The sequence below is a fragment of the Streptacidiphilus sp. PB12-B1b genome (assembly GCF_014084125.1).
Classification (GTDB): domain Bacteria; phylum Actinomycetota; class Actinomycetes; order Streptomycetales; family Streptomycetaceae; genus Streptacidiphilus.
Genome location: NZ_CP048405.1, coordinates 6,450,806 through 6,466,566, shown reverse-complemented (window position 1 = coordinate 6,466,566; position 15,761 = coordinate 6,450,806). Strand labels below are relative to the sequence as shown.

Annotated in this window: 11 protein-coding genes, 1 tRNA gene and 3 pseudogenes; 12 read left to right on the top strand and 3 right to left on the bottom strand. The window is 71.4% G+C overall.

From position 1 onward, the window contains the following. Positions 1–13 precede the first annotated feature (13 nt). From GXW83_RS28070 to GXW83_RS28030, 9 genes and pseudogenes are all read left to right on the top strand, one after another. Positions 14–937 carry a 2-hydroxyacid dehydrogenase gene (locus GXW83_RS28070; RefSeq protein ID WP_182445843.1) on the top strand — a complete coding sequence of 308 codons (924 nt, stop codon included), beginning with the start codon at positions 14–16 and terminating at the stop codon, positions 935–937. A 460-nt stretch (positions 938–1,397) separates the two neighbouring features. Beyond that, positions 1,398–3,329: pseudogene (locus GXW83_RS28065) on the top strand (diguanylate cyclase domain-containing protein); the annotation flags it as partial. Between the two features lie 437 nt (positions 3,330–3,766). Then, positions 3,767–5,647, top strand: a pseudogene (locus GXW83_RS28060) (acetolactate synthase large subunit); the annotation flags it as partial. A gap of 47 nt (positions 5,648–5,694) precedes the next feature. Beyond that, positions 5,695–6,219 (top strand): acetolactate synthase small subunit, encoded by a 525-nt coding sequence (gene ilvN / locus GXW83_RS28055; RefSeq protein WP_182445840.1) that lies wholly within the window; start codon positions 5,695–5,697, stop codon positions 6,217–6,219. 96 nt (positions 6,220–6,315) lie between these two features. Further along, positions 6,316–7,314 (top strand): ketol-acid reductoisomerase, encoded by a 999-nt coding sequence (ilvC, locus tag GXW83_RS28050; RefSeq protein ID WP_182445839.1) that lies wholly within the window; start codon positions 6,316–6,318, stop codon positions 7,312–7,314. Between the two features lie 284 nt (positions 7,315–7,598). Further along, positions 7,599–9,206 carry a phosphoglycerate dehydrogenase gene (gene serA / locus GXW83_RS28045; protein WP_370466791.1) on the top strand — a complete coding sequence of 536 codons (1,608 nt, stop codon included), beginning with the start codon at positions 7,599–7,601 and terminating at the stop codon, positions 9,204–9,206. 206 nt (positions 9,207–9,412) lie between these two features. Next, entirely contained in the window at positions 9,413–9,751 is a 339-nt protein-coding gene (locus GXW83_RS28040) for a hypothetical protein (RefSeq protein WP_182445837.1), read from the top strand. 48 nt (positions 9,752–9,799) lie between these two features. Beyond that, complete coding sequence (locus GXW83_RS28035) at positions 9,800–11,206, top strand: hypothetical protein (protein WP_182445836.1); 1,407 nt, start codon at positions 9,800–9,802, stop codon at positions 11,204–11,206. A gap of 95 nt (positions 11,207–11,301) precedes the next feature. After that, positions 11,302–12,408 carry a S8 family serine peptidase gene (locus GXW83_RS28030; protein ID WP_182445835.1) on the top strand — a complete coding sequence of 369 codons (1,107 nt, stop codon included), beginning with the start codon at positions 11,302–11,304 and terminating at the stop codon, positions 12,406–12,408. Positions 12,409–12,424: 16 nt separating this feature from the next. On the opposite strand, the gene GXW83_RS34520 is transcribed toward GXW83_RS28030, so the two are convergent. The 3 genes and pseudogenes from GXW83_RS34520 to GXW83_RS28020 form a co-directional block, all read right to left on the bottom strand. Beyond that, positions 12,425–12,901: a DUF6508 domain-containing protein gene (locus tag GXW83_RS34520; RefSeq protein ID WP_225447565.1), complete on the bottom strand. Its 477-nt coding sequence runs from the start codon at positions 12,899–12,901 to the stop codon at positions 12,425–12,427. After that, positions 12,887–13,309: pseudogene (locus GXW83_RS28025) on the bottom strand (HD domain-containing protein); the annotation flags it as partial. The gene GXW83_RS34520 and the pseudogene GXW83_RS28025, both read right to left, overlap by 15 nt. Positions 13,310–13,413: 104 nt before the next feature. Further along, a tRNA-Lys gene (locus GXW83_RS28020) sits at positions 13,414–13,487 on the bottom strand. 110 nt (positions 13,488–13,597) lie between these two features. On the opposite strand from GXW83_RS28020, the gene GXW83_RS28015 reads away from it, so the two are divergent. The 3 genes from GXW83_RS28015 (at position 13,598) to GXW83_RS28005 (ending at position 15,481) form a co-directional block, all read left to right on the top strand. Then, positions 13,598–13,924 carry a chorismate mutase gene (locus tag GXW83_RS28015; RefSeq protein ID WP_182445834.1) on the top strand — a complete coding sequence of 109 codons (327 nt, stop codon included), beginning with the start codon at positions 13,598–13,600 and terminating at the stop codon, positions 13,922–13,924. 268 nt (positions 13,925–14,192) lie between these two features. Beyond that, entirely contained in the window at positions 14,193–14,351 is a 159-nt protein-coding gene (locus GXW83_RS28010; RefSeq protein WP_182447754.1) for a hypothetical protein, read from the top strand. 86 nt (positions 14,352–14,437) lie between these two features. Further along, entirely contained in the window at positions 14,438–15,481 is a 1,044-nt protein-coding gene (locus GXW83_RS28005; RefSeq protein WP_182445833.1) for a 3-isopropylmalate dehydrogenase, read from the top strand. The last annotated feature ends 280 nt before the right edge of the window (positions 15,482–15,761 follow it).

The window sequence follows — 15,761 nt, the reverse complement described above, 5'->3', positions numbered from 1 at the left end:
TAGCCTCGCTGCCATGACCCGTTACCTGCTGCCCTATCCGCCCGAGCAGATCGGCGGCCTGCCCGCCGACCTGGACGCCGCCGTCTGGGACGGCGTCGCCCCGCCGCCCCCGCAGGAGGTGCTGGACGGCGTCGAGTTCTTCTGCCTGCCCTACCTGACCGGCGGCGCCTCCCTGCCGCTGCTGGCCCGGCTGCCCGCGCTGCGGGTGGTGCAGACCCTCACTGCCGGGGTGGACGACGTGCTGCCGCACGTGCCCGCCGGGGTGGCCGTGCACAACGCCCGGGGGCTGCACGACGCCAGCACCGCCGAGCTGGCCGCGACCCTGGTGCTGGCCTCGCTGCGCGGCATCCCGCAGGCCGTGCGCCGACAGGACACCGGGGACTGGCAGCAGAAGTTCCACCCGGCGCTGGCCGACCGCACCGTGCTGATCGTCGGCTACGGCTCCATCGGCGCGGCGCTGGAGGAGCGGCTGCGGCCCTTCGAGTGCGACATCGTCCGGGTGGCGCGCAGTGCGCGCAGCGCGCCCCACGGGCCGGTGCACGCCCTCGACGAGCTTCCCGAGCTTCTGCCCGCCGCCGACGTGGTCGTCCTGCTGGTGCCGCTCACCGAGCAGAGCCGGGGCCTGGCGGACGCCGGATTCCTGGCCCGGATGAAGGACGGCGCGCTGCTGGTGAACGTCGCCCGGGGCCCGATCGTCCGCACCGACGCGCTCCTGGCCGAGCTGCGCTCCGGCCGACTGCGGGCCGCCCTGGACGTCACCGATCCGGAGCCGCTGCCGCCCGGCCACCCGCTCTGGCACGCCCCCAACGTCCTGATCACCCCGCATGTCGGCGGCCCCAGTTCGGCGTTCCTGCCGCGCGCGCTGCGGCTGCTGCGCGCCCAACTGCTGCGGCACCTGGCCGGGGAACCGCTGGCCAACGCCGTCGCGGCGGGCTGAGCCGGAGCGCCCCCGGGCCGCACCGGCGCCGCCCGCGCGTCCGCCTTCGCACCAACACCCCTGCCGCGCCACCGTTTCCGGGCACCTTCACCCGGCGGAGCGAATCCCCTGCGGCGGTCGCACCGGGCTCCATTACTCTGAGTTGAGTGTGCATGCCGCAGAGTGACGAGAGTGGTGTAAGGTCCAGACCGGGAGAACCGGTACGGAGCTTTCCGCCCCGATGCTCCGACCGCACCCGGGGCCGGAGGGGGAGTTGCCGGTGTTGAGTACTGAAACCGTGTTGCCCGGCCCGCCCTGGGGCGAGGAGCACTCCGTGCCGGGGCCCGGCGTCCAGCGGACGCTGGCCCCCAGTTCCACCTTCGAGGACGTCCACGCCGACCTCACCGCGGACCCGGGCCCGGACCGGACCGCACCCGACGGCGCCGGTCCGGACGGGCAGCCGCCTGGCCGCCCCCCGCGGCTGCCCCGGCTGCTGATCCTGGTCGTCTGCCTCGGCTACCTGGCCGGGGCGTCGGCCGGCTGGGGCTCCCAGCGCCTCGCCGACTTCATGGGCGACTTCGGCCTCGCCGCCGCCGCCCTCACCGCCGCCCTGTCCTGCCTGGCCCACGCCTGCACCGCGCACGGCGCCCGGAGCCGCTCGGCCTGGCTCTGCTTCGGCGTCTCCTCGCTGATGGTCGCCTTCGGCAACGGCGTGTGGGGCTGGTACCAGGTGGTGCTGCAGAAGCCCGTGCCGGTGCCGTCCATCGCCGACTACGCCTTCCTGATGTTCGCGCCGCCGGTCATCCTCGGCCTGCTGCTGCTGGCCAACCGCCCGCGCAACCTGGCCGGATGGGTCTGCCTCACCCTCGACAGCTGGCTGATCGCCGGATCGCTGCTGACCCTCAGCTGGAGCCTGGCGCTCTCCCGCACCGCGCACGGCGCGGGCGGCGGCCCGCTGCGGCTCACCCTGGCGCTCGCCTACCCGCTGCTGGACATCCTGCTGATCAGCATGGTGCTCGGGCTGCGCTTCCGCAGCCGCGAGGGCAACCGCGCCGCCGTCAACACCGCCATAGTGGCGCTGGCGCTGACCGTCCTCTGCGACGCGCTGTTCACCAGCGACACCCTCACCGGCTCCTACCACTCCGGCCAACTCCTCGACAGCGGCTGGTTCACCGGCAGCATGCTGCTGGCCTGGGCGCCCTGGGCCGGCGGCAGCCACGGGCACGGCACCGGCCACGGCCCGCGCCCGCGGGTCGCCTCCACCTTCAGCGCGCTCACCCCGTACCTGGCCGCCGCCGTCTGCACCGCCGGGCTGCTGTACGACGTCCTCACCCAGCACCAGCTGGACCGCTTCGTCCTGATCGTCGGCTGCACCGTCGTCTTCGCGCTCATCCTGCGGCAGGGCATCATGCTGCTGGACAACCTGGCCCTGGCCCAGCGGCTGGCCCGGCAGGAGCAACACTTCCGCTCCCTGGTCCAGGGCTCCAGCGACGTCATCATGATCGCCGACCCGGGCGGCGTGCTGCAGTACGTCAGCCCCGCCGCCAACGGCGTCTACGGCAGGCCCGCCGAGGAGATCGTCGGCACCCGGCTGCCGGAGATGGTCCACCCCGACGACCTCGGCCATGTGCTCTGGGAGGTCCAGCGCTACCTGGCGGAGAGCCCCGACAGCGAGCCCACCGCGCGCATCGAGTGCCGGGTCCGCTCCGGCGCGGGGGAGTGGCTGGACGTCGAGTCCACCGTCAACCGCTACCGCGACGGGCTGATCTTCAACTGCCGCGACGTCTCCGAACGCGTACGCCTCCAGGCCCAGTTGAAGCACAGCGCGTTCCACGACACGCTCACCGACCTGCCCAACCGGGCGCTGTTCCTGGACCGCGGACGGCAGGCGCTGGGCGGCCGCGACAGCACCGGCCGACAGGCGGCCGACCACGACGCCGCCGCCCGGGAGGACCCCGGCCAGGTCGCCGTGCTGTTCCTGGACCTCGACGGCTTCAAGGCCGTCAACGACAGCGCCGGGCACCAGGCCGGCGACGAACTGCTGGTCCAGGCCGCCCGGCGGCTCCAGGAGTCGGTGCGCGCCACCGACACCGTCGCCCGCCTCGGCGGCGACGAGTTCGCGGTGCTGCTGGTCGGCGACCTCGACCAGCACAAGGCCGCCGACGTCGCCGAGCGGCTGCGCTGCGCGCTCTCCGCGCCCTACTGGATCGGCGGCGAGGAGCTCACCGTCGCCGCCAGCATCGGCATCGCCTTCGCCGAGCCCGGGGTCACCCCGGCCAAGCTGCTGCGCAACGCCGACCTGGCCATGTACCAGGCCAAACGGCACGGCAAGGACCGGGTCTCGCTCTACACCCCGGAGCTGCGCAGCGAGCTGCACCGGCGCACCGAGCCCGACCAGCGGCTGCGGGTCGCCGCCCGGCCGTGCCGCCCCGCCGATCCGGTGCGGCTGGTCCACCTGACGGGTGACGTCCCGGTGCCGGAGGCCCGCACCGAGACCTGCCCGGACGCCCCGGCGGCCGCCCGCGGCAGCACCCCCGCCGAGCCGGGGCCGCACGGCCGCGACCGCTCCCACCTGGGCGTTGACCAGCAGTTAGGCTCCCGGACCGGGCCGTCCGCAGGGCATCTCGATCCGGGTCCGCATGATGAGACGGCGATCCCGCCGGCTTGACACTCCCCAGGGTGCGGGAGGAAGGTCGAGCACATGACCACCCGAATTCTCGTACTTGGCGGGCGCGTCGGCTGATCCGGAGACCCTGTCCCGGAATCGAGTAGCTGACGCGCCACCCCTCGCATGCCCCCGGGCACGAGGGGTTTTTTACTGCCTGCTTTCGGGGGAGGACCCCGAACCACCGGGCACCCAACGCCAGGAAACGCCGTGACGCATCCCCCGAGAAGGAACAGCAGATGACCGAGCAGCCAGCCGCCGCCACCCAGCGCGGCGAGACCCCCGTGGCCGAGCCCATGACGGGGGCCCAGTCGCTCATCCGCTCGCTCGAAGCGGTCGGCGCCGAGACGGTCTTCGGGATTCCGGGCGGCACCATCCTCCCGGCGTACGACCCGCTGATGGACTCCACCAAGGTCCGCCACGTCCTGGTCCGGCACGAGCAGGGCGCCGGCCACGCCGCCACCGGCTACGCCCAGGCCACCGGCAAGGTCGGGGTGTGCATGGCCACCTCGGGGCCGGGCGCGACCAACCTGGTCACCCCGATCGCCGACGCCTACATGGACTCGGTGCCGATCGTCGCCATCACCGGCCAGGTCGCCAGCGCCGTGATCGGCACGGACGCCTTCCAGGAGGCCGACATCTGCGGCATCACCATGCCGATCATCAAGCACAACTACCTGGTCACCGACCCGGCCGAGATCCCCCGGGTGGTCGCCGAGGCGTTCCACATCGCCTCCACCGGGCGCCCCGGGCCGGTCCTGGTCGACATCTCCAAGGACGCGCTGCAGGCCCAGACCGTGTTCCGCTGGCCGGTCGAGATGCAGCTGCCCGGCTACCGCCCGGTCACCAAGCCGCACGCCAAGCAGATCCGCGAGGCTGCCCGGCTGCTGACCTCGGCCAAGCGCCCGGTGCTGTACGTCGGCGGCGGCGTCATCAAGGCGGGCGCCACCGCCGAGCTGCGCATCCTGGCCGAGCTGACCGGCGTCCCGGTGGTCACCACGCTGATGGCGCTGGGCGCCTTCCCCGACACCCACGACCAGCACCTGGGCATGCCCGGCATGCACGGCTCGGTCGCCGCCGTCACCGCGCTGCAGAAGGCCGACCTGCTGTTCGCCGTCGGCACCCGCTTCGACGACCGGGTCACCGGCCGGCTGGACACCTTCGCCCCGCACGCCAAGGTCGTCCACGCCGACATCGACCCGGCCGAGATCGGCAAGAACCGGGTGGCAGACGTCCCCATCGTCGGCGACGCCCGGGAGATCCTGGCCGACCTGATCCAGGCCGTGCAGGCGGAGTTCTCGGCCGGGACCGCCCCCGAGTACGGCGAGTGGTGGGAGCAGCTCAACGGCTGGCGCAAGACCTACCCGCTGGGCTACGACGCCGCGCCGGACGGCATGCTCAGCCCGCAGCAGGTCATCGAGCGGATCGGCCGGCTGGTCGGCACGGACGCCGTCTACGTCGCGGGCGTCGGCCAGCACCAGATGTGGGCCTCGCAGTTCCTGACCTTCGACAAGCCGTCCACCTGGCTGAACTCCGGCGGCGCGGGCACCATGGGGTACGCGGTCCCGGCCGCCATGGGCGCCAAGGCGGGCCGGCCCGACACCGAGGTCTGGGCGATCGACGGCGACGGCTGCTTCCAGATGACCAACCAGGAGCTGGTCACCTGCGCGCTGAACAACATCCCGATCAAGGTCGCCATCATCAACAACGGCTCGCTGGGCATGGTCCGGCAGTGGCAGACGCTGTTCTACGGCGAGCGCTACTCCAATACCGTGCTGCACGACGGCCCGGCCAACGACGGCCGCGGCCCCGCCGCCGGCACCCGCATCCCGGACTTCGTGAAGCTCGCCGAGGCCATGGGCTGCTACGGCCTGCGCTGCGAGCGCCCGGAGGACCTCGACACGGTGATCCAGCAGGCGATGGCCATCAAGGACGGCCCGGTCGTGATCGACTTCATCGTGCACCAGGACGCCATGGTCTGGCCGATGGTCGCCGCCGGCACCAGCAACGACGAGATCCTGGCCGCCCGCGACGTCCGCCCGGACTTCGGCGACGAGAACGACTGAACCCCGCAGCCACGGAACCGAGAGCCACGGAACAGAGAGCCGAACCCATGTCCAAGCACACCCTCTCCGTCCTGGTCGAGAACAAGCCCGGCGTGCTCGCCCGCATCGCCGCCCTGTTCTCCCGCCGGGGTTTCAACATCGACTCGCTCGCGGTCGGACCGACCGAGCACCCCGACATCTCCCGGATGACCATCGTCGTCAACGTGGAGGACCTGCCGCTGGAGCAGGTCACCAAGCAGCTCAACAAGCTGGTCAACGTCATAAAGATCGTCGAGCTGGACCCGGCCGCGGCGGTCCGCCGCGAGCTGGTGCTGGTCAAGGTGCGCGCGGACAGCGAGACCCGCTCCCAGATCACCGAGATCGTCCAGCTGTTCCGGGCCAAGACCGTGGACGTCTCCCCGGAGGCCGTGACCATCGAGGCCACCGGCAGCTCGGACAAGCTCGAGGCGATGCTGAAGATGCTGGAACCGTACGGCATCAAGGAGCTGGTGCAGTCGGGCCTGGTGGCCGTCGGCCGGGGCGCCCGCTCCATCACCGACCGCTCGCTGCGCGCGCTGGATCGCAGCGCCTGAGACAGTAGTCTCACCATTCGAGAACAAAACCCGTCTCGCCGCCACCGGCGTACGGTGTCCAATAACTGCTAGACACCCCGCAAGGAGAAGCCAGCGATGGCCGAGCTGTTCTACGACGAAGACGCCGATCTGTCCATCATCCAGGGCCGCAAGGTCGCGGTCCTCGGCTACGGCAGCCAGGGCCACGCCCACGCGCTCTCGCTGCGCGACTCGGGCGTCGACGTCCGGGTCGGCCTGCTGCCGGAGTCCAGGTCGCGCGCCAAGGCCGAGGAGCAGGGGCTGCGCGTGGTCACGCCCTCCGAGGCCGCCGCCGAGGCCGACGTCATCATGATCCTGGTGCCGGACCCGATCCAGGGCGACGTCTACAAGGAGGCCGTCGAGCCCAACCTGAAGGCCGGCGACGCGCTCTTCTTCGGCCACGGCCTGAACATCCGCTTCGGCTTCATCAAGCCCCCGGCCGACGTCGACGTCTGCATGGTCGCCCCCAAGGGCCCCGGCCACCTGGTCCGCCGCCAGTACGAGGAGGGCCGCGGCGTCCCCTGCATCGTCGCCGTCGAGCAGGACGCCACCGGCAAGGGCCTGGAGCTGGCGCTCTCGTACGCCAAGGGCATCGGCGGCACCCGCGCCGGGGTCATCAAGACCACCTTCACCGAGGAGACCGAGACCGACCTCTTCGGTGAGCAGGCCGTCCTCTGCGGTGGCGCGTCCGCGCTGGTCAAGGCGGGCTTCGAGACCCTGGTCGAGGCCGGCTACCAGCCCGAGATCGCCTACTTCGAGTGCCTGCACGAGCTGAAGCTCATCGTCGACCTGATGTACGAGGGCGGCCTGGAGAAGATGCGCTGGTCGATCTCCGAGACCGCCGAGTGGGGCGACTACATCACCGGCCCGCGGATCATCACCGCCGACACCAAGGCCGCGATGAAGCAGGTCCTCACCGAGATCCAGGACGGCACCTTCGCCACCACCTGGATCGCCGAGTACAAGAACGGCCTGCCCAAGTACAACGAGTACAAGAACGCGGACAGCGAGCACCTGCTGGAGACCACCGGCAGGAAGCTGCGCAAGCTGATGAGCTGGGTGGACGACGAGGCGTAAGCCCCGGGTCCGACCGGCGGGGGCGTCCGCTCACGGGCGCCCCCGCTTCTTTGTACGGTTTGGCTGATCCCGTGCGGGTGATTCCTCCGCATGGGCGCCGGTCATGCCGCCAACCCTCGATAGACTCCCGATTGCGCGTCAGGCTCACAGCGTCGTGCGTCTCCAACGCGGCATGCCACCGTCCCCACCATGCCGTCCGTGCCCATGGCCCTGCCATGACAGCACCAGGGTGCCCACCCGCACCCCGAGCGGCCGGGGAGACCCGGACAGTAAGGACAACTGTCGTGAGCGCTGCTACCCCTCAGAAGAAGCCTGTCGTTCTCATCGCGGAAGAGCTGTCGCCTGCGACCGTCGACGCACTGGGCCCCGACTTCGAGATCCGCCACTGCGACGGCGCCAACCGCGCCGAGCTGCTGCCCGCCATCGCCGACGTGGACGCGATCCTGATCCGCTCCGCCACCAAGGTCGACGCCGAGGCCATCGCCGCCGCCCGGCGGCTGAAGGTCGTCGCCCGGGCCGGCGTGGGCCTGGACAACGTGGACGTGCCCGCCGCCACCAAGGCCGGCGTGATGGTCGTCAACGCCCCGACGTCCAACATCGTCACCGCCGCCGAGCTGGCCTGCGGCCTGCTGATCTCCACCGCCCGGCACATTCCGGCCGCCAACCTCGCGCTGAAGAACGGCGAGTGGAAGCGCAGCAAGTACACCGGCGTCGAGCTGGCCGAGAAGACCCTCGGCGTGGTCGGCCTCGGCCGCATCGGCGTGCTGGTCGCGCAGCGCATGTCCGCCTTCGGCATGAAGATCGTCGCCTACGACCCCTACATCCAGGCCGCCCGCGCCGCCCAGATGGGCGTCAAGCTGCTGCCGCTGGACGAGCTGCTGCAGGTCGCCGACTTCATCACGGTGCACCTCCCGAAGACCCCGGAGACCATCGGCCTGATCGGCGACGAGGCGCTGCACAAGGTCAAGCCGACCGTCCGCATCGTCAACGCCGCGCGCGGCGGCATCGTCGACGAGGAGGCCCTGGCCTCCGCCCTCAAGGAGGGCCGGGTGGCCGGCGCCGGCCTCGACGTCTACGTCAAGGAGCCCTGCACCGACTCGCCGCTGTTCGCCTTCGACAACGTCGTCTCCACCCCGCACCTCGGCGCCTCCACCGACGAGGCGCAGGAGAAGGCCGGCATCTCGGTCGCCAAGTCCGTCCGGCTCGCGCTCGCGGGCGAGCTGGTCCCGGACGCGGTCAACGTCCAGGGCGGCGTCATCGCCGAGGACGTCCGCCCCGGCCTGCCGCTCGCCGAGAAGCTCGGCCGGATCTTCACCGCGCTGGCCGGCGAGGTCGCCGTCCGGCTCGACGTCGAGGTCCGCGGCGAGATCACCCAGCACGACGTCAAGGTGCTGGAGCTGTCCGCGCTCAAGGGCGTCTTCGAGGACGTCGTCGCCGAGACCGTCTCCTACGTCAACGCCCCGCTGTTCGCGCAGGAGCGCGGCCTGGAGGTGCGGCTGACCACCACCAGCGAGAGCCCCGAGTACCGCAACGTCATCGTGGTCCGCGGCACCCTCAACGACGGCCGCGAGGTCTCCGTCTCCGGCACCCTGACCGGCCCCAAGCGCATCCAGAAGATCGTCGGCGTCGACACCTTCGACGTGGACCTGGTGCTCACCGACCACATGGCGTTCTTCCGCTACGACGACCGCCCCGGCGTCGTCGGCACCCTCGGCCGCCTGCTCGGCGAGGCCGGCATCAACATCGCCGGGATGCAGGTCTCCCGCGACGACGAGGCCGGGGACGCCCTGGTCTCGCTCACCGTCGACAGCGAGATCCCGCAGCCGCTGCTCACCGAGATCGCCACCGAGATCGGCGCCCAGTTCGCCCGCTCGGTGAACCTCTCCGCCTGACCGCGCCCACGCCCCACCCACCAGCCCCCGCCCTCCGGCGCACCGCAGCTGCGCACCGGAGCGCGGGGGCTGGTGCGCGGTCAACGCGGCGGCGGGGGTCGCACCTTGGTGTGAGATTGCCCTGGGCACGCCAATCCGGTTGCCGGGCTGTCGGAGGGCATCCCTATGATGGACGGAGGCAGTACAGGGGGAGGGGGAAGCCGGGCATGAGCGACGGCAACGGGAAGAAGAGCACGGGATACCAGGTGGACGTGGCGGCCCTGTCGTCCACCGTCGCCAAGCTCAACGCGGTCTCCGTCGAGCTGGGCAACACGTCCGACTGCGCGCTCTACGACACCACCATCGGCAGCGGCACCCTCGGCAAGGGCTTCGCGGGTGCGGAGAACCTGCTCGGCACGCACGACGCCATGCAGAAGTGGATCTCGCAGATGGTCGGCCTGCTGCAGGGCTTCATCGACGAGTACGGCGGCCAGACCAAGCAGGTGGCCGACAACTACGACGAGCTGGAACACCAGACCAAGCAGAACATGTACAGCAACGGGTGATCGCGTGGTGCCCCCAGGCACCGCGCCGGCACCGGAACGGGGGCGGCAGTGAGTGGGATCGACGACGCCCGGGACCTGCAACAGTCCCGGCAGCAGCAGCAACGGTCCAGCGTCCTGGCCAGGACCGACAACGGCCACGCGGGTCCGACCGGGTACACCACGGACTTCACCGCCGACGACGTCGGCGGTCTGGACGGCCTGCGCGCGATGATCGAGAACGCCGACCCGGCCGTGCTGGACACCGTCGCCGGCCACTGGCTGAAGATCAACAAGGCGTTGGTCGCGGTCCAGTCCGACTTCCAGACCCACACCAGCGCCGCCCTCGAACACTGGGAGGGCGCGGCAGCCGACGGCTTCGCCGCCCGCGCCCAGCAGCTGCACGAGTCCCTGGGCAACGGCGCGCAGTACGCGGCCAACGCGCACGAGGGCGTGACCGTCGCCTCGACCGCGCTCAGGGCCGCGAAGAAGGCCATGCCCAAGGACCCCAGCGAGTGGCAGAAGATCAGCCGCAAGGCCACCAGCGAGACCAACGACCACCAGTTCAAGGCCGACCTCAAGAGCGGCATGAGCCGCCAGTCCGCCATAGCCCTCGACGGCGGCGAACTCTCCGCCGACGAAGAGGCGCACCAGCGCGCCATCGTGGTCATGCAGACGCTGGAGGGGTCGTACGGATCGGCGGCGAAGAAGATCGGTGAACCGCCTGCGCGGTCGGAAGATCAGACCGTCTGGCCGCCGCCTCCGGCGACCGTCACCCATGACCCGGTGGACGGAACGGACGGCGGGACCGTGGCCGGGCCCGGCCACGGCGGCACGCTGCGCCTCACCCAGGACGGCGACCCCGACTCGGTCGGCAGTGAAGACGGCCTGACCCCCGGTCAGGGTGGTCACGGCTCTCCGGTCGATCCCGGTGACGGGGGCGACGGCATCTCGGGTGGCGAGAAGCTGCCCCCTGCGCCCGGCGAGGGAACGACGCTCACCGGGATTCCTGGCGGCCTGGGCACTGTCCCGGGCGGGGGCTCGGGCGGCACCCCAGGCGCGGTCGGCGGGGGGCTGTTCGGAGTGGGCGGCGGCAGCGGAGGCCGACGGGGATCCGGCTCTGGCCTCAGCCTGGGCTTCGCGGTGCCGGGCCAACTGGGCGACGCCGACGGGGAATCCTACGGGCTGGGCGGCGGAAGCCTCGGCCAGTCCGGACTCGCCGACGGGGCCGACGATTTCGAAGCCGGCTCGGCACGGTCGGGCACGGGGAGCGGTTACATCGAGGAGGACGCTGCCCGCAGACAGGCCGAGACGGCTGAGGCTGAGGCATCCGAGTCGGAACGGGGCATGGGCGGAATCCCCGGCGGCCTCGGAGGGCAGGAAAAGAAGCGCAAGCGCCGTCCGCGCCCGCACTACCTGGTCGAGGACCCGGAGAGCTGGGCTTCCGGAGTGACGGTGAATCCGCCGGTCATCATGTGATGGGTCGGCTGCCGGACGAGAACGAGGATCAGAGCATGGGATATGCGCGGACACGGCGTGCTGTGTGCGCGGCTGCCGCTGCCGGAGCAATGCTGATGTCAGCAGCTCCGACGGCGCATGCCGACGCGGCGCGGGACAAGCAGTGGCCGTTGCAGGCATTCGAAGCCGCCAAGCGGATCTGGCCTGTCACGACCGGCAAGGGCCAGATTGTTGCCGTCATCGACACAGGGTTCAGGACCACCCACGTGGACCTGGTGGGGCAGATGCTGCCCGGAAGGAACTTTGCGCCCAGCAGTTACAACGTGCCCGCGAATGAAGCGCACGGCACGATGATGGCAAGTCTCGTTGCCGGGCATGGCCACGGCCCCGACGGGGCTGACGGAATCATGGGGTTGGCTCCTGGAGCGAAAATCCTGCCGCTGACCGTTGATCTCTCTGCTGCCGACATCCAAGGCGAGGTTGCCGACGCCATCCGCTACGCGGTGGCGCACGGAGCCGGAGTGATCAATATGTCCTTCGGGAACGCTTTCCCGAGTTCCATCGAGCAGTCGGCCGTAGCTTATGCAGAGGGACACAATGTTGTTCTGGTCGCTGCGGCCGGCAACGACGGTCTTGAACTGGCTGACTACCCCGCGTCCTTTCCTGGCGTCGTCGATGTAGGCGGAGCGAATCAGGACGGGAGCATGTGGAGCGGTTCCGACTACGGTTCGCATATCGTCATAGTCGCGCCTGGCTCGAATGTCCTCGGGGACGACAGCGGTACGGATACCCAGTACTCCCTGGGCAACGGCACCAGCGGTGCCAGTGCCTACGTCGCTGCCGCTGCCGCGCTGGTGCGGGCGAAGTTCCCGGATCTCACGGCCGGGCAGGTGGTCAACCGGCTGATCAAGACGGCTATCGATCCCAATGCCAAGCCCGGTCAGACCACGCCGGATCTCCACTACGGCTACGGGGTGGTCCGGCCCGATGCCGCGTTGACCGAGGACGTCCCGGCGGGGCCTGCGGCCGGGCCGCTCGCGCAGGCGAGCGACCCGTTGGCGGTGCCGGCCGCGTCCGCGCCGGCGGCTGCGGTGACGGCCAAGGCGGCTGACTCGTCGTCGGGCGGGCCGCTGGTCTGGCTGGTGACCATCGGGGCCATGCTCTCCGTCGGCCTGATCTTCCTCGGGGTGATGCTGCTGCGCCGTCGCCGGAGCGTGGCTTGACGGCTGCCGGGCCCGCTCAACTCCGCTGCCCGGCACCGGCGGCGGCGGTGTACCAGGCGACGAGGGCAGTGGCGATGGCGTGCAGGGTGCCGTCCTCGTAGGCGGCGCCGATGGTGCCGTCGCAGAACCGCTCGCCGCGGACGACGGCCGTGGCGGCGCGCACCGCGTCGGCGGGCGGGTAGGTGTCGTCCCAGCTCAACTGCGGTACCGGGAAGGCCGTCCAGTGATACGCGGGGGTCACGGCGCCAATGCCGCCCAGGGCGCTGACGACGGCCTGGACGCGCTCGCCGTACGCCGGGTGTGCTCCGCCCGGCCACCCCCAGTCGTCGTCCTTGACCCGCCAGTCGGCGACCGCTGCCGCCAGCCGGGCCCATGCCTGTGTCTGCCGCAGGTCCAGGCGGGCCAGGAGGGCCGCGTCTCCCGGGTCGCCCGGGCAGGGGGTGGTCGGCCGGTGTTCGGCGGCGGAGGGATCCCAGCGCAGCAGTCGGCGCATCCGGGCGTACTTCTGCCGCAGCCGGACACGGGTCTGCGGGTCGAGGGCGGCCAGCCGGTCCGGGCGGCAGTTGTGCCGCATGTCGGCCTCCTTGACGGCCACCGCTCCGGGGACGGCGCGCAGCCGGGCTGCGTAGGCCCGGGGGTCCTCGCCGGGCTGCTTGGTCATCGCCAGCACCAGCGCCTTGGTGCGCGGTGAGAGCGCTGCCGCTGCCAGCCACTCCTCGGTGAGGGCGTCGTCCTCGATGGCGTCGTGCAGCCAGGCGGCGGCGATCTGCTCCTGGTCGCCCCCGGTCTGCCGGACGCCCTGGGCGACGGCGGCCAGGTGCTCGGCGTAGGGCTGACCGGCCTTGTCCACCTGCCCCGCGTGCGCGGCCCGCGCCACCGCCTCGACCTCGGCCAGGCTCAGATACGCCACGGGTTCCCCCTCATGCTGCCCGGCAGCGGCCGAACGCCCGAAACGCCGTTGGGGCCTTCCCCCAAGGAGGAAGGCCCCAACGGCTCTGCAAGCTGTGCGCCGCCAGGGACTCGAACCCCGGACCCGCTGATTAAGAGTCAGCTGCTCTAACCAACTGAGCTAGCGGCGCCTGCTGACCTGGAAGAGATTACATGATCCGGCGGGAATCTCCGAATCGGTATCCTGGGCGCGCCGGGTGGCCGCCCGGCCTGCCGCCTTGCCACCCGCCCGGGGGAACAGATGACCGACAGCAGTGCCGCCAGCGAGAACACCGATGTGGACGCGCAGGCGCGCGCGGAACTGGCGAGGCTGCGGGACAGCATCGACAACATCGACGCCGCGATCGTCCACATGCTCGCCGAGCGCTTCAAGTGCACCCAGGAGGTCGGCCGGCTGAAGGCCGAGTACCGGTTGCCGCCGGCCGATCCGGCGCGGGAGCGGGAGCAGATCGAGCGGCTGCGCGGGCTGGCCGAGAGCGCCCGGCTGGATCCGGCCTTCGCCGAGAAGTTCCTGAACTTCATCATCGCTGAGGTGATCCGGCACCACGAGACCATCGCCCGGAGCTGACCGCACCCGGCCCCTCCTTCCCGCCCACCGCTGCCGCCCGCACGGCCGCCGGTGGGCTTTCGCGTCTCAGATAGTAGGAAATCCAAGTAGTTGTGCAGACACCTGAAGCGCCCTGTCGTACGGTGAGGACATCAGGCAGTCCGCTGCATCTCCAGCCGGTCCTGATCGGCCCCTGCCGCAGGTGACCCCTGCGCGGCCACGCACCTCTCAAGTTCACCCTTGTGCGTGACACGCTCCCCGCGTGTGATCCGAGTGATCGGAGTTCCCCATGAACACCATGAACCAGCTGCGTCCGCAGACCACCCACCACCACCGCCGTACCCGTCGCCCCGACCGGTGCAACGACGCCGCCAACGCCGCGGCCGCGCTGCAGCGGGCGCTGGACCGCCGTGACAACGGCGGCTCCACCGGACACGGCGACCGCTGACCGACCGGCCCGAAGCGACGGCCGGTGCCGTCCACCATCCGGACGGCAACCGACCGACAGGTGAAACCAGGAGTAAGGTCACCGGCATGTCTCGCACTCTCCGCCTCGCAGCAATCCCCGGTGACGGAATCGGCCAGGAAGTGGTGGCCGAAGGACTGAAGGTCCTCTCCGCCGCGCTCCCCGCCGACACCAAGGTGGAGATCACCGAGTACGACCTCGGCGCCCGCCGCTACCACGCCACCGGCGAAACCCTGCCGGACAGCGTGCTGGCGGAGCTGAAGGGCCACGACGCCATCCTGCTGGGCGCGATCGGCGACCCGTCCGTGCCCTCCGGGGTGCTGGAGCGCGGGCTGCTGCTCAAGCTGCGCTTCGCCTTCGACCACTTCGTCAACCTGCGCCCCGGGAAGCTGTTCCCCGGGGTCGCCTCGCCGCTCGCGGGCAGCCCGGAGATCGACTTCGTGGTCGTCCGCGAGGGCACCGAGGGCCCGTACGTCGGCAACGGCGGCAGCCTGCGCACCGGTACGCCGCACGAGATCGCCACCGAGGTCAGCCTGAACACGGCCTTCGGCATCGAGCGCGTCGTCCGGGATGCCTTCGCCCGCGCCCAGGCCCGCCCGCGCAAGAAGCTGACGCTGGTCCACAAGACCAACGTGCTGGTGCACGCCGGCGGCCTGTGGGCCCGGGTCTTCGAGCAGGTCGCCGCCGAGTTCCCCGAGGTCACCACCGACTACCTGCACGTGGACGCGGCGACGATCTTCTTCGTCACGCAGCCCGAGCGCTTCGACGTCATCGTCACCGACAACCTCTTCGGCGACATCATCACCGACCTGGCCGCAGCCGTCACCGGCGGCATCGGCCTGGCGGCGAGCGGCAACATCAACCCCTCGGGCGAGTTCCCCTCGATGTTCGAGCCGGTCCACGGCTCGGCCCCGGACATCGCCGGTCAGGGCAAGGCCGACCCGACCGCCACCGTGCTGTCGGTCGCCATGCTGCTGCAGCACCTGGGCCTGGCCGAGCAGGCCGCCCTGATCGAGTCCGCCGTCGCCGCGGACCTCGCCGAGCGGGTCGGCCGGGCCCCCCGCTCCACCTCGCAGATCGGCGACGCCCTCGCCGCCCGAGTAGCCGGCTGACCAGCCGGCGCCTGAGACCACGGACCGACAGCGGTCCGGAAGACAGCGAGCCGAACCCGGCTGGTCAGCACCGTCTGTGACCCAGCCGCCACCGGTACGCGTCCTCCGGGCCGCTTTGTCGTACCCCGAGCCGGACCCGCGTCGGCGCCCGAGCCGGACCCCGGCCGGGGCCCCGACCCGCCCGGCTGTTCGACCGGCCCGTAAAAGTGCGACCATCGACCTGGACCCCTGCCCCGCGACGCCCGCCGGCGACGCCCGGGCGGTCCGCCATGACCACACG